General features: G+C 56.9%; 12 protein-coding genes. 4 read left to right on the top strand and 8 right to left on the bottom strand.

Annotated elements, in window-relative coordinates; all coding sequences use genetic code 11:
* Window positions 1–17: 17 nt before the first annotated feature.
* Window positions 18–245, bottom strand: coding sequence for a YejL family protein (locus GVO84_RS15375; RefSeq protein WP_008500958.1), 228 nt, complete (start codon window positions 243–245; stop codon window positions 18–20).
* A gap of 134 nt (window positions 246–379) precedes the next feature.
* Here GVO84_RS15375 and yejK point away from each other — a divergent pair, with 134 nt between their 5' ends.
* Window positions 380–1387 (top strand): nucleoid-associated protein YejK, encoded by a 1008-nt coding sequence (yejK, locus tag GVO84_RS15370; protein ID WP_008500957.1) that lies wholly within the window; start codon window positions 380–382, stop codon window positions 1385–1387.
* Window positions 1388–1439: 52 nt separating this feature from the next.
* On the opposite strand, the gene rplY is transcribed toward yejK, so the two are convergent.
* Window positions 1440–1724: a 50S ribosomal protein L25 gene (gene rplY, locus GVO84_RS15365; RefSeq protein ID WP_029740955.1), complete on the bottom strand. Its 285-nt coding sequence runs from the start codon at window positions 1722–1724 to the stop codon at window positions 1440–1442.
* Between the two features lie 125 nt (window positions 1725–1849).
* Window positions 1850–3610, bottom strand: a complete 1761-nt coding sequence (locus tag GVO84_RS15360) for a DEAD/DEAH box helicase (RefSeq protein ID WP_159514586.1) — start codon at window positions 3608–3610, stop codon at window positions 1850–1852.
* A 152-nt stretch (window positions 3611–3762) separates the two neighbouring features.
* On the opposite strand from GVO84_RS15360, the gene rsuA reads away from it, so the two are divergent.
* The 3 genes from rsuA (at window position 3763) to GVO84_RS15345 (ending at window position 6306) form a co-directional block, all read left to right on the top strand.
* Window positions 3763–4470 (top strand): 16S rRNA pseudouridine(516) synthase RsuA, encoded by a 708-nt coding sequence (rsuA, locus tag GVO84_RS15355; protein WP_159514585.1) that lies wholly within the window; start codon window positions 3763–3765, stop codon window positions 4468–4470.
* A gap of 15 nt (window positions 4471–4485) precedes the next feature.
* A complete protein-coding gene (locus tag GVO84_RS15350; protein ID WP_159514584.1) occupies window positions 4486–5682 on the top strand; it encodes a Bcr/CflA family multidrug efflux MFS transporter in 1197 nt (398 codons plus the stop codon).
* Between the two features lie 279 nt (window positions 5683–5961).
* Entirely contained in the window at window positions 5962–6306 is a 345-nt protein-coding gene (locus GVO84_RS15345) for a YejG family protein (protein ID WP_008500952.1), read from the top strand.
* A 3-nt stretch (window positions 6307–6309) separates the two neighbouring features.
* Here the strand turns inward: GVO84_RS15345 and yejF are convergent, their stop codons facing one another.
* The 5 genes from yejF to GVO84_RS15320 form a co-directional block, all read right to left on the bottom strand.
* Window positions 6310–7899: a microcin C ABC transporter ATP-binding protein YejF gene (yejF, locus tag GVO84_RS15340; RefSeq protein ID WP_159514583.1), complete on the bottom strand. Its 1590-nt coding sequence runs from the start codon at window positions 7897–7899 to the stop codon at window positions 6310–6312.
* 1 nt (window position 7900) lies between these two features.
* Window positions 7901–8926: an ABC transporter permease gene (locus GVO84_RS15335; RefSeq protein WP_023312492.1), complete on the bottom strand. Its 1026-nt coding sequence runs from the start codon at window positions 8924–8926 to the stop codon at window positions 7901–7903.
* Entirely contained in the window at window positions 8926–10020 is a 1095-nt protein-coding gene (locus GVO84_RS15330; protein ID WP_159514582.1) for a microcin C ABC transporter permease YejB, read from the bottom strand. Before GVO84_RS15330 ends, GVO84_RS15335 begins: the two co-directional genes overlap by 1 nt.
* Before the next feature lie 9 nt (window positions 10021–10029).
* The gene (locus GVO84_RS15325) at window positions 10030–11835 is read right to left on the bottom strand and encodes an extracellular solute-binding protein (RefSeq protein ID WP_121425308.1); all 1806 of its coding nucleotides are present in this window, start codon (window positions 11833–11835) and stop codon (window positions 10030–10032) included.
* A gap of 74 nt (window positions 11836–11909) precedes the next feature.
* Entirely contained in the window at window positions 11910–13466 is a 1557-nt protein-coding gene (locus tag GVO84_RS15320) for a cyclic di-GMP phosphodiesterase (protein ID WP_159514581.1), read from the bottom strand.
* Between the last annotated feature and the right edge of the window lie 125 nt (window positions 13467–13591).

Below are 13591 nucleotides of genomic sequence, written 5' to 3'. Positions count from 1 at the left end.
ACTGTTGTTCGTATCCCTTAATGGGCCGGGTCGTTGCTGACGGACGACTGTAAAGCCTGGGCGAACGATTTTGCGATCGCCTGACGCTGAGCCGGAGCAACGCTGGTGTTAATCAGGTTGGTGACCATATTTCCCAAAACCATCAGGGAGAGATCGGTCGGCGTTTTATGTTTTTCCAGTACGTTGACCAGCTCACTGAGCAGTTGTTCAACGTGTTCATCACTGTAGCGGGAATGTTGTGGCATAAATCAAAATCAGTTTGTTGATGAAAGGGCAACATATTACCGTAGCAACAGCTTTTTTTCCCCTTTTTTATCTGTTGTTGCACACATGTCCTGGTGGTGGTTGAATACCGCCCGGTCTAAAAGGAGAGTTTATCATGAGTCTGGAAATCAACCAGATTGCCTTGCACCAGCTTATCAAGCGTGATGAGCAAACCCTTGAAGTGGTGCTGCGCGATTCGTTACTGGAACCCACGGCGACCGTTGTGGAGATGATGGCAGAGCTGCATCGCGTCTACAGCGCCAAAAATAAAGCCTATGGCCTGTTCAGCGAAGAGAGTGAACTGGCTGATAGCCTGCGCCTGCAGCGTCAGGGCGAAGAGGATTTTCTGGCGTTTAGCCGCGCCGCAACCGGGCGACTGCGCGACGAGCTGGCGAAATATCCTTTCGCCGACGGCGGGATCGTGCTGTTCTGCCACTACCGCTATCTGGCAGTAGAGTATCTGCTGGTTACCGTGCTGAATAACTTAAGCAGCATGCGCGTGAACGAGCAGCTGGATATCAGCTCAACGCATTATCTGGATATCAACCATGCGGATATCGTGGCGCGCATTGATTTGACCGAATGGGAAACCAACCCGGAGTCGACCCGCTACCTGACATTCCTGAAGGGGCGCGTGGGCCGCAAAGTGGCGGATTTCTTTATGGATTTCCTCGGTGCCAGCGAAGGTCTCAACGCCAAAGCGCAGAACAAAGGGCTGCTCCAGGCGGTTGATGACTTCACGGCAGAAGCGCAGCTCGATAAATCTGAGCGCCAGACCGTGCGTCAGCAGGTCTACAGCTACTGCAACGAACAGCTGCAAGCAGGGGAGGAGATCGAGCTGGAGTCCCTCTCAAAAGAGCTGGCCGGCGTCAGCGAAGTCAGCTTCCAGGAATTTACGGCTGAAAAAGGCTATGAACTGGAAGAGAGCTTCCCGGCGGACCGCAGTACGCTGCGTCAGTTAACCAAGTTTGCCGGCAGCGGCGGCGGGTTAACCATCAACTTTGACGCGATGTTGCTGGGTGAACGCATCTTCTGGGATCCGGCCACCGATACGCTGACCATTAAAGGCACGCCGCCGAACCTGCGCGATCAGCTTCAGCGCCGCACCTCGGGCGGGAAATAACAGCCATAAAAAAACCCCGCAGAAGCGGGGTTTTTTTTCGACGTGTTTGCGATTACGCGCGAACGAAGTCGATGTGAGACAGTTTTGGCTTGAACGGGTGACGCTGAACAGCCTGAACTTTCACTTTTTCTTCTTTACCGCCAACAACGATGGTCAGAACTTCGCTGTAGAATTCAGCTTTGGTCTGCAGGTTCCACAGTTTGTCGTGATCCAGTTCGATTGCAACTGGAGCAGCTTCGCCACCGTAAACGATAGCCGGGAACTTGTTAGCGTTACGCAGGCGGCGGCTCGCACCCTTACCCTGCACGTTACGTACTTCTGCTTCGATAGTGAACATTGATTTCTCTCTGTATTTAAAACCCTGCTACAGGCGACCCAGCAGCAGGCGAGTGTTCTGCCTCACGGATGTGAAGCGGGCGGCATTTTATACTCAAATGCCCCTCACATCAATGAAAAGTCCCGCTAACCGCGCAATTCGTTGGCGCGACGGAAGCGACCTTCGTAGTCAAAGAGTTTCTCGCGCACCTGCCAGAACTGGCCTTTCTTACGGGCGACGACAAAATCCGGATGGCGCAATAGCACCTGCTGGCGCACGATATCGGCCACGGTTATCCAGCGCAGGGGGACGCCCGGCGTTCGGGTGTGCGGGCGGATAAACAGCTGTTCGAAGGCCATTCGCTGAGCAGGCGTCTGGACCCGGAAGCGCTCGCTGACGTCCGCCCCGTCTTCGTCGTAATAGGTGATTTTTAACCACTCACCTTTTTCATCGGCGCCGGGCTGCAGCGCCATGCCGGAACAGCGCAGCACCAGCGCATCTTTCAGCTTTAGCGCCGCTTTCAGCATGTCGTCCGGGTCAACCAGCACCGTGTCGCATTCCCGGCAGCGGCGCGCGGCAATGTCGTTTTCGGCGTTGCACTGCGGGCAGTTTTTAAAGCGGAAACGGAAATCGCACTGCTCGCGATGCCCGTCATCATCTTCAAACCAGCCCTGACAGCGGCGGCCAAAGTGTTCGATCAGCGTACCGTCGGCGGTGGTTTTTCCCCAGAAGGTGTTGGCAAACCCGCAGGCAGGGCAAAAGACCTGCACGGGCACGTTGTCGCTTTTCCCTTTTGGCGCGCCGACTTCAGGCGTATAGAGATCGTGCGGGTTACCGGCATAATCCAGAATCAGGCAGTCGGTTTTTCCCTGGGCCAGACGCAGGCCGCGGCCAACAATTTGCTGATACAGACTGACCGATTCGGTCGGGCGCAAAATGGCGATCAGGTCGACGTGCGGGGCGTCAAAGCCGGTGGTCAATACCGACACGTTAACCAGATAGCGGAACCGCTGGGCCTTAAACGCGTCAATCAGGCTGTCGCGCTCCGGGCCGGGCGTCTCGCCGGTGATTAACGCCGCGTCGCCGGAGGGCAGTAACCCGGTGATTTCTCGCGCGTGCTCAACGGTGGCGGCAAAGATCATCACCCCTTTGCGCGTCGCGGCGAACTCCTCTATCTGGCTGATGATATGCGGCGTAATACGCTTCTGCTTTTTCAGCTCCTGGTTGAGATCCGCTTCGCTGAATAAGCCGTTGCTCTGCGCCTGCAGACGGCTGAAATCGTACTGTACCACCGGCATATCCAGCCGTTCAGGCGGCGTCAGGTAGCCATGTTTAATCATGTAGCGCAGCGGAAGTTCGTAAATGCAGTCGCTAAACAGGGCCTTGTCATCGCCGCGCACCATGCCGTGATAATGGTAGCGATAGATCCAGCCTTTCCCCAGACGAAACGGGGTCGCCGTCAGGCCCAGCAGGCGCAGGTCAGGGTTCACCGCTTTCAGGTGGGCCAGGATTTGCTGGTACTGGCTGTCGTCGTCGTCGCTGATGCGGTGGCATTCGTCGACAATCAGCAGCGAAAATTCGCTGCGAAACAGGTCCAGATTGCGCGCCACCGACTGCACGCTGCCAAAGACCACTTTACCGTGGCTCTCTTTGCGCTTCAGCCCGGCGGCGAAGATATCGGCTTCCAGCCCAAGCGCACAATACTTGGCGTGGTTTTGCGCGACGAGCTCTTTGACGTGCGCCAGCACCAGAACGCGACCGCGCGCCAGACGCGCCAGTTCGGCGATGACCAGGCTTTTGCCTGCGCCGGTCGGGAGCACAATCGCCGCTGGCTCGCGGTGTTTACGGAACCAGGCGAGGGTGGCGTCAACGGCTTCCTGCTGATAGGGACGAAGTGTAAAAGTCATGGGGTCTCGGTTTCGTTATTCCGCACATAGTATGCCACGAAACTTTTTCCCTTGAGTGGCGCAACCAGACCATTATACTGAACCGTTCCAGACTGCTTCTTTTTTCGGACCCGTTGTCCGACTTCCAGCACCATTAAGGCTAAAAAGATTTCATGCGACTTGATAAGTTTATCGCTCAGCAACTCGGCGTAAGCCGCGCTATTGCCGGGCGCGAAATTCGCGCCAGCCGCGTTACCGTGGATGGCGACATTGTGAGAGACAGCGCGTTCAAACTGCAACCTGACCATCAGGTGGAGTATGACGGCAATCCGCTGACCCAGCAGCACGGTCCGCGCTACTTCATGCTCAATAAGCCGGAAGGCTACGTCTGCTCGACGGACGATCCGGATCACCCGACGGTGCTCTATTTCCTCGACGAACCGGTGGCGCACAAGCTGCACGCCGCAGGCCGTCTCGACATCGACACCACGGGTCTGGTGCTGATGACCGACGACGGGCAGTGGTCGCATCGCATTACTTCCCCGCGTCACCACTGCGAGAAAACCTATCTGGTCACGCTGGAGTCGCCGGTGTCGGATGACACGGCAGAGCAATTCACGAAAGGCGTTCAGCTGCATAATGAAAAAGATCTGACCAAACCCGCCGTGCTTGAGGTAATCACGCCGACCGAAGTCCGTCTGACCATCAGCGAAGGGCGTTACCATCAGGTGAAACGTATGTTTGCCGCCGTGGGGAACCGCGTTGTTGGCCTGCATCGTGAGCGGATTGGTGCGATTGAACTCGATCCCGACCTGGCGCCAGGCGAATATCGCCCGTTAACGGAAGAAGAGATCGCCAGCGTCGGTCTGCCTTCGCACTAATTTCAGGAGAGCTCTGTGACCACCAGGCCACACTCGTCGTTCAAAATCGTCTTCATTCTTGGCCTGCTGGCCATGCTGATGCCGCTGTCTATTGATATGTACCTGCCTGCGCTGCCGGTAATTTCTGCACAGTTTGGCGTCCCGGCGGGCAGCGCGCAGATGACGCTCAGCACTTATATTCTCGGCTTTGCCCTCGGCCAGCTGTTTTATGGCCCGATGGCGGACAGCCTTGGACGCAAGCCCGTCATTCTGGGCGGGACGCTGGTCTTTGCGGCTGCAGCGGTGGCCTGTGCGCTGGCGCAGACCATCGATCATCTGATTATCATGCGCTTCTTCCACGGTCTGGCGGCGGCAGCGGCAAGCGTGGTGATTAACGCTCTGATGCGCGATATCTACCCGAAGGAAGAGTTCTCCCGGATGATGTCGTTCGTGATGCTGGTGACGACGATTGCGCCACTGGTGGCACCCATGGCCGGTGGTGCGGTGCTGGTGTGGTTTAGCTGGCACGTGATTTTCTGGATCCTGGCTCTGGCCGCCCTGCTTGCCTCGGCGATGATTTTCTTCTTTATTGATGAAACGCTCCCCGTCGAGCGCCGTCAGAAATTCCACATCCGAACCACAATAGGCAACTTTGCCTCGCTGTTTCGCCACAAGCGCGTGCTCAGCTATATGCTGGCAAGCGGGTTCAGCTTCGCCGGGATGTTCTCCTTCCTGAGCGCTGGGCCGTTTGTCTACATCGAGCTGAACCACGTTTCGCCGCAGCACTTCGGCTATTACTTTGCGCTTAACATCGTCTTCCTGTTTATCATGACCATCATCAACAGCCGTTTTGTCCGGCGGATGGGGGCGCTCAACATGTTCCGCGCCGGGCTGTGGATCCAGTTTGTGATGGCTATCTGGCTGGTGGTGAGCGCGTTTCTGGGCGTGGGCTTCTGGGCGCTGGTGGTCGGCGTGGCGGCCTTTGTCGGCTGCGTGTCGATGGTGTCATCAAATGGGATGGCGGTGATCCTGGATGAGTTTCCGCATATGGCGGGCACCGCATCGTCGCTGGCGGGGACGTTCCGCTTCGGCATCGGCGCTATCGTTGGCGCGTTGCTTTCGATGGCCACCTTTACGACGGCATGGCCCATGCTGTGGGCGATGGCTTTTTGCGCAACCAGCTCGATACTCTTCTATCTTTACGCCAGTCGACCGCGAAAAGCGGCCCACTAAAACACAGAGAAGGTCCGCCAGGGCCTTTTTTGTTGATGCATATCAACCAAACCCCCGTTCGTTTATGCCGTGTTTGTTTATTTTATGTAAAATCTATTTGTGTAAAAAGTCACATCATTGTATTCAAAAAGGTTGAGTTAGATCGCAGAAACGGGTACATATAGCGCCGACGCGAGCCTGGAAACGGATAAAAAAGCGCTGAATAGTGCAGGCTGGCGATGATGTGTTACTATAAATGTAAATAAATTGTGAAGTAAATTTTGCTTCCGGGGAACGAACGTGAATACATTACAACTCTCCATTGTCCATCGCTTGCCCCAGAGCTATCGCTGGTCGGCGGGTTTTGCAGGTTCGAAAGTTGAACCGATTCCGCAAAACGTCGCGGGCTGCGAAAACTGCCTGGTGGCACTCAAGCTGCTGAGCCCGAGCGACGAAAATGCGTGGCGGGTGATGGAGCGTCTCAGTCAGGCCCTGACGGATATCGAAGTGGACAGCTCCGTACTGGAGTGTGAAGGTGAGCCGTGCCTGTTTGTGAAAAGCCAGGACGAGTTTGCCGCTACCTGCCGTCTGAAGAATTTTGGCGTTGCCATCGCTGAGCCTTTCTCCGGCCAGTACCCGTTCTGACCGCTAGTCTGCCGACAACAGCTGGCGCGTGTAGCGCTGCGTTGGCGCGCTAAATACGCGCTGGCACTCACCCTGCTCGACCACTTCTCCCTGTCGCAACACAATCACCTGATGGCATAGCGCCCGCACCACCTGTAGATCGTGGCTGATAAAGATATAGGCCAGCCGGTGCTTTTCCTGAAGCCCTTTCAGCAGGGCCAGGATCTGCGCCTGAACGGTTCTGTCCAGCGACGACGTCGGTTCATCCAGAATAATCAGCTCCGGTTTCAGGATCAGCGCGCGGGCAATGGCAATACGCTGGCGCTGCCCGCCGGAGAATTCAGCCGGATAGCGGTGGCGGGTCCCGGCATCTAAGCCCACTTCGGCCATCACCCGCATAACTTCCTGCTCGCGCTGCTGAGCGCTCAGGCCGGGCTGATGCACGCGCAGACCCTCTTCGATAATCTGTAACACGCTGAGCCGTGGGTTAAGCGAGGAGTTAGGATCCTGAAACACCACTTGCATCCGGGGCCGCACGGGCAGCATCTGACGGCGGTTCCAGCGGTGCAGCGGCATATCGTCAAAGAGGATCTCGCCCTGGGAGGCAATTAAGCGCAGCAGCGCCAGACCGGTGGTGCTCTTACCCGAACCGGATTCGCCCACCAGCCCCAGGGATTCTCCCGGGCGCAGCGAGAAGCTGATGTTTTTCAGCACTAGGTTCCGATCGACAATGCGCCGCAGAATACCTTTGCGGATCGGGAACGACACGGACAGATCCTCAACGCGCAGCAGCGGTGTGCTGTCGGCCGCGAGAGGAACCGGGTAGCCGGAGGGTTCGCTGTCGAGCAAACGCTGCGTATAGGGGTGCTGCGGCGCGCTCAGCAGCGTGGACGCGGTATTCTGTTCAACGCACCGTCCGTTTTGCATCACCGCGACGCTGTCGGCCAGCTTTCTCACAATGCTTAGGTTATGCGTGATAAATAGCAGGCTCATGTTCAGCTCGTCACGCAGTTCCCGCAGCAGCGTCAATATTTGCGCCTGTACCGTCACGTCCAGCGCCGTTGTAGGCTCGTCGGCAATTAACAGTTCGGGACGCGTGAGCAGGGCCATGGCAATCATCACGCGCTGACGTTCGCCGCCGGAGAGCTGGTGCGGAATATCATTCAGCCTTTTGGCCGCGTTGCGTATGCCTGTTCGCTCCAGACAGTCCAGAATTTCTCCCCGTGCGGCCTCTTTGCGCATCCCCCGGTGCAGGGAGAGCACTTCATAGAGCTGTTTCTCCAGGCTGTGCAGCGGGTTGAGGGAAACCATCGGCTCCTGGAAGATCATCGCGATTTTGTTGCCGCGAATGCCGCGCAGGGTATGTTCGTCGGCGTGCAGTAGCGAACGGCCGTGAAACAGAATATCCCCTTGCGGGTAGCTGACCGGCGGGGACGGCAACAGGCGCAGGATGGAGAGTGCTGAGACGCTCTTGCCTGAACCCGACTCGCCCACCAGGGCCAGCGTTTCACCGGGCTGGATCTGCAGCGACAGGTCGGTGACCACGGTGCGCGTCTCGCCCTGCGTTGAAAAGGCAATCGACAGGTTATCAATGCTGAGAAGAGGCTGGGTCATTTTATACCGCCTTGTTCGGATCGAAGGCATCGCGCACGGCTTCGCCAATAAAAATCAGCAGCGAAAGCAGCACGGCCACGGAAAGAAAGGCGGCGATGCCTAACCACGGCGCCTGCAGGTTGTTTTTGCCCTGCAGCAGCAGTTCGCCGAGCGACGGGGAACCCAGCGGTAGCCCGAAACCCAGAAAATCCAGCGAGGTGAGGGTGGTGATGGAGCTGCACAAAATAAACGGCAGGAAGGTGAGGGTCGCTACCACCGCGTTGGGCAGCATATGGCGGAAGATGATCCCGCGGTCGCTCACGCCAAGCGCCTGCGCGGCGCGAATGTAGTCGAAATTGCGGGTGCGCAGGAACTCCGCGCGCACCACGCCCACCAGCGCCATCCAGCCGAACAGGACGGTGATGCCTAACAGCCACCAGAAGCCAGGCTGCACCACGCTGGAAAGCAGGATGATCAGAAACAGCGTTGGCATGCCTGACCAGACTTCAATAACCCGCTGGCCCCACAGGTCAATTTTCCCGCCGTAGTAGCCCTGAACGGCACCCGCCACGACGCCCATCACGCTTGAGAAGATCGTCAGCATCAGCCCAAAGAGAAGAGAAATTCGCGTGCCATAAAGGATGCGCGCCAGCACGTCGCCGCCGTTAGCATCGGTTCCCAGCCAGTTTTGCGCGGAGGGCGGGGAAGGGAAGGGGGTCGTAGTAGCAAAGTTAATGCTGTTTGCGCCAAAGCGCACCGGTGCCCAGAGCGCCCAGCCGTGCTGCTCAATCTGCTGGCGAAGCCACGGATCCTGATACTCCGCCGGTGTCGCAAACGGGCCGCCAAAGTCGCTTTCGCTGTAGTTGGCGATAACCGGCACGTACCAGCGGTCGTTAAAATGCACCAGCAGCGGTTTGTCGTTGGCGATCAGCTCCGAACACATGCTTAAGGCAAACAGCACGGCAAAAATCCACAGCGACCAGTAGCCGCGGCGGTTGTGGCGAAAGCGGGCCCAGCGGGCCTGGTTGACGGGGCTTAAACGCGGCATCAGCGGCCCTCAAAATCGATTCGGGGATCGACCAGCGTATAGCTGATATCGCTGATGATATTCAGCAGCAGGCCTATCAGGGTGAAAATATAGAGTGTGCCAAACATCACCGGATAATCGCGCGACACGGTAGCCTCATAGCCCAGCAGCCCCAGGCCGTTGAGCGAGAACATCACCTCTATCAGCAGCGAGCCGGTAAAAAACATGCCGATGAACGTGGCCGGAAATCCGGCAATCACCAGCAGCATGGCGTTGCGGAACACGTGTTTCCACATGATCTGCTTCTCGCTTACGCCCTTGGCGCGGGCAGTCACGACGTACTGCTTACGGATTTCATCGAGAAAGGCGTTTTTGGTCAACATGGTCAGGGCCGCAAACCCGCCGATGACCGTTGCCAGCACCGGCAGCGTGATATGCCAGAGATAGTCAGTGATTTTCTGATACCACGGCAGGGAGCTGAAATCGGCGGAGACCAGCCCCCGCAGCGGGAAGAGGTCGAAATAACTTCCCCCGGCAAAAAAGACAATCAGCAGGACGGCAAACAGAAACGCCGGAATGGCATAGCCGATGATGATGAACGTGCTGCTCCAGATATCGAAGCGGCTGCCGTTGTACACCGCTTTGCGGATCCCGAGCGGTATAGAGACCAGATAGATGATCAGCGTTCCCCACAGCCCCAGCGTTATCGACACCGGCAGGCTTTGCTTGATCAACGTTAACACTGAGGCACTGCGAAACAGGCTGTCGCCAAAATCAAAGCGGATGTAATCCCAGAGCATTTTGAAATATCGCTCGTGAATCGGTTTGTCAAAGCCGTAGCGGTGGGTGATCTCGGCGATCACTTCCGGATCCAGCCCGCGTCCGCCGCGATAATGGCTTTCACTGATATTCCCTACGCCGGTTCGCGCATGGCTCGCGCCCATCCCTTCGCCGCCGCCGCCGGGCATGCCGCCGCTGTTGCCAAATTCAATGGCGGCAATCGCCTGATCGACCGGGCCGCCGGGGGCGATTTGCACGATAAAAAAGTTAATCGTGATGATGGCCCACAGGGTGGGGATGATCAGCAGGAGACGACGGATAAGATACGCACCCATGATGATTCCTTATCGCCGCTCAGCGGGAAGTCTGGCGGCTTTGTTAACGTCATACCACCAGGTATCAAAGCCCAGGGAATAGACAGGGCGCACGGCAGGCACGGAGAACTTGTCCCAGCGCGCCAGGCGATCTTCGCCCATATACCACATCGGCAGCATGTAGTAGTTCCAGGTTAAGACCCTGTCGAGGGCGCGCCCGAGCGGCAGGAGCTTTTCTTTATCCCCCTGCGCCGCCACTATTTTCGCAATCAGCGCGTCAATCGCCGGGCTTTTTACCCCTGGCGCATTGTATGAGGAGTCGATGTAGCTGGAGGCCCAGGAGATTTGCAGGTCCGAGCTGGGCCACGGCTGGGCGGGCCAGAGGCGCTGCATCATGTCGTAATCACGGCTGCGCATGCGGCTGGTGATCTGCGCGTTATCGACCTGGCGAATGTTCATGGTCACGCCCAGCCGCTCGAGGTTGTGCTTAAACGGCAGTACCCACTGATCGTTGCCCCCGGACGAGAGCAGCAGCTCAAAGCTGAGAGGCTTACCCGTTTTGGCATCCACACGCTTTTGATTTTTCAGGTGCCAGCCCGCGTCATCCAGCAGCTTGCTGGCTTTGAGCAGGTTGTCGCGGTCGTAACCGTCACCGTTCGACGCGGGCGGCTGAAATACGGTGGTGAACACCTGTGGCGGAACCTCCGCTTTTAGCGGCGCCAGCAGGACCAGCTCGTCGGCTTTCGGGTAATCGCGCGCGGCGTACTCGGTATTCTGAAAATAGCTGTTGGCGCGACTGTAGGCACCGTAAAACAGCGCTTTGTTCATCCACTCAAAATCAAAGGCCAGGGAGATGGCTTCCCGCACCCGGCGGTCATTAAATACCGGACGCTGAATATTAAACGCCAGCCAGCGGGTGTCCTGGGCCGACTCATTTTTGTGCTCGTCTTTGACGATATAGCCTTTTGCGAAATTTTTGCCGATATAGCGGGTCGCCCAGTTTTTGGCGCTGCTCTCTACGCGTAAATCGAAGGCGCCGGCTTTGAACGCTTCAAACGCCACGTTATCGTCGAGGTAGTAATCATAGCGAAGGGTGTCGAAGTTCCAGCGCCCGCGGTTTACCGGCAGGTTGGCCGCCCAGTAGTCTTTAACGCGAGAGTAAACGACATATTGCCCCATGCGCCAGTCGGTGATGCGGTATGGGCCGCCTGCCAGCGGCGGCGTGGAAAGCGGGTCGCTTAGCTTATGATTTTTCCAGAACGATTCAGGCATTACCGGCAGCGAGAACAGGCTAAGCATGTTCTCCTTGTTCGGTTCGCTCAGCTCGATGCGAACGGTGAGCGGCGCGATGGCTCTGACGGATGCGCCTTTATACACGATGCGGAACTGGGGGACGCCTTCGGTCATGAATTTATGGAAGGTGAACGCGACGTCGCTGGCCTTCACCGGCGTACCGTCATGAAAACGTGCCCGCGGGTTCAGCGAGATTTCCGCCCAGGCGAAGTTGTCGGCGTAACGCACGTTATCGGCAATCAGCGGATAGTAGCTGCCGGGTTCATCATCAGACGTGACGAAGAGCGTATCGTAAAGCGATTCCGTCCGTGCGGCCGCCACGCCGCGCAGGGCGAAGCGGTTGAAGTTGTCGAATGTCCCGGTGGCGGAAAGCGTGACCTTTCCGCCCTTCGGCGCGGCAGGGTTAACGTAATCGAAGTGCGTAAAATTGACCGCGTATTTCGGCTCGCCAATCACCGCGAAGGCGATATTTTCTTTGATGGCCTGCGCCTGGCTGGACAGGCTCGTTAGTGCCAACAGCAGCAACATGAAGCGCATAAGCATCTCGCGGCAGCTCCCTCTTTTACAGACCGACTCGGTTAAGCTGAATAATAAGTGACGTCACGGGCAATGTGAAATTAATCGCCCTCGGGCGCAATATCAGGCCGCCATTCGCGGAACTGCGCCAGCGGCATCGGGCGGCTAATCCAGTATCCCTGCAGGTAGTTAACGCCGTGTTCGCGTAACCAGGCGGCCTGTTCCGGCGTTTCCACCCCTTCGGCGACGGTCAGCATACTCAGCCGTCTTGCCAGCGTCAGGACGGCATCCAGCACCGGCGACGTCACCGTCTCAGTACCAATCGCATTAACAAACCCACGGTCGATTTTGAGGTAGTCCATGGTGAAATGCTCAAGATAAATCAGCGCGCTGTGGCCGGTGCCAAAATCATCAATGGCTATCTCAAACCCTTCGTTATGCAGCCATTCGAAGAGGCTGTTGGCTTCCCGGTGATTCAGCATGTCGCGCTCGGTAATTTCCAGCACGATCTGGAAGTAATCCGGCGGCAGTAACGCTTTGAAGGTGCGCATATCGTCTTTGAAGCTTTCCGCATGCAGGTGCCCCGGCGCAATGTTAATGCCCACCTTGGCACCCGGGGGTAACAGCGTTTGTAACACGGGTGCATCGTGAATGATAAGGTCAAAGAGATGCAGCGTCAGCGGGACAATCAGCTTCTGCGCTTCGGCAAAGTTGATAAACGCGTCCGGCGGAATTTCCCCCATTGTCGGGTGCTTCCAGCGCATCAGCACTTCAAGCCCGGTCATTTTGAGCGATTTGGCATCGACGACGGGCTGATAGACCACGTAAAACTGGCCGCGCTTAATGGCGCTTAAAATCTCTTTACCCGGATTGAGCCGAATGCTGAGGATATAGTAGTTGAGCGATCCGGCACAAATGCCGCATACCAGCCCGAAGAACAGGGCGTAGAGAATTTCATCGCTGGTCCATGCGTCCGCATACAGGTTTATGGTCAGGGGGATGCCTTTCAGCGTCGCGGTACGGACCGGGATTTCATGTAGATCGCTCGCGTTGACCAGCGTGCTGGACCGCGTTGACAGCGCATGATCGCCAATGATGATGGCTATCCCCGTGAATTCGTCCTGGCGCGCAGTGTAAAGCAGGTAAGGCGTCAGATTGATATTCACCGAGGTGAACACGCCGCCGTCCTTCACTAACGGGTTACGGTACCAGATGGCAATCGCAGGCTTATTGGGCAACATCGGGGTGCCTGAAAGCAATGCCATATCAATCTGCTTATCGATGTGCAGCTCGGGTATCAGCTCCTCCATCGGGAAATTCATCGGGCCTGTGGCAGAAGAACAGAACGCCATTTTGTCTCTGACCAGCAGGAATGCGCGAACGTTAATGCTAAAAGCCGCGCGCGAGGTGAGTTCCTGATTGACGTCGTGGCAGCTGTTTAACGTGAGCGGCTGGAGGGTATCGACTGCGTTTTTTAACTCATCGAAATAGCTCTCCATATAGATGCTCACGTCGCGGATCAGGGTGTCGAATTTGACTTCCCGCTTGTGGTAGCTCCAGAGAAATTGCAACGACCCCAGGAGCAGGGCGGCGATCAGGCCTGTGATAATGCTGAGGATTAATATCTTGCGATTGCTGGAGAAGTAGCGGGTAAACATAGACGTCGTGATTCCTGAAATGCCGCTGGATGTATTCAGTGTAACGGGCAAAAAAAAACACTGCCGAAGCAGTGCTTTTTTTCATCATATCGTCAGCCAAGGGATAACCAACGATACAATAGTCA

Source organism: Enterobacter sp. SM3 (assembly GCF_009811935.2).
Lineage (GTDB): Bacteria > Pseudomonadota > Gammaproteobacteria > Enterobacterales > Enterobacteriaceae > Enterobacter > Enterobacter asburiae_D.
The sequence above is the reverse complement of the archived record's forward strand: the minus strand, read 5'-3'. Positions and strand labels throughout refer to the sequence as shown.

Excerpts from the sequence above, each read along its gene's own strand:
- GVO84_RS15375 (WP_008500958.1), bottom strand. The coding sequence starts at position 245 with ATGCCACAACATTCCCGCTACAGTGATGAACACGTTGAACAACTGCTC.
- yejK (WP_008500957.1), top strand. The coding sequence starts at position 380 with ATGAGTCTGGAAATCAACCAGATTGCCTTGCACCAGCTTATCAAGCGT.
- rplY (WP_029740955.1), bottom strand. The coding sequence starts at position 1,724 with ATGTTCACTATCGAAGCAGAAGTACGTAACGTGCAGGGTAAGGGTGCG.
- GVO84_RS15360 (WP_159514586.1), bottom strand. The coding sequence starts at position 3,610 with ATGACTTTTACACTTCGTCCCTATCAGCAGGAAGCCGTTGACGCCACC.
- rsuA (WP_159514585.1), top strand. The coding sequence starts at position 3,763 with ATGCGACTTGATAAGTTTATCGCTCAGCAACTCGGCGTAAGCCGCGCT.
- yejF (WP_159514583.1), bottom strand. The coding sequence starts at position 7,899 with ATGACCCAGCCTCTTCTCAGCATTGATAACCTGTCGATTGCCTTTTCA.
- GVO84_RS15335 (WP_023312492.1), bottom strand. The coding sequence starts at position 8,926 with ATGCCGCGTTTAAGCCCCGTCAACCAGGCCCGCTGGGCCCGCTTTCGC.
- GVO84_RS15330 (WP_159514582.1), bottom strand. The coding sequence starts at position 10,020 with ATGGGTGCGTATCTTATCCGTCGTCTCCTGCTGATCATCCCCACCCTG.
- GVO84_RS15325 (WP_121425308.1), bottom strand. The coding sequence starts at position 11,835 with ATGCTTATGCGCTTCATGTTGCTGCTGTTGGCACTAACGAGCCTGTCC.
- GVO84_RS15320 (WP_159514581.1), bottom strand. The coding sequence starts at position 13,466 with ATGTTTACCCGCTACTTCTCCAGCAATCGCAAGATATTAATCCTCAGC.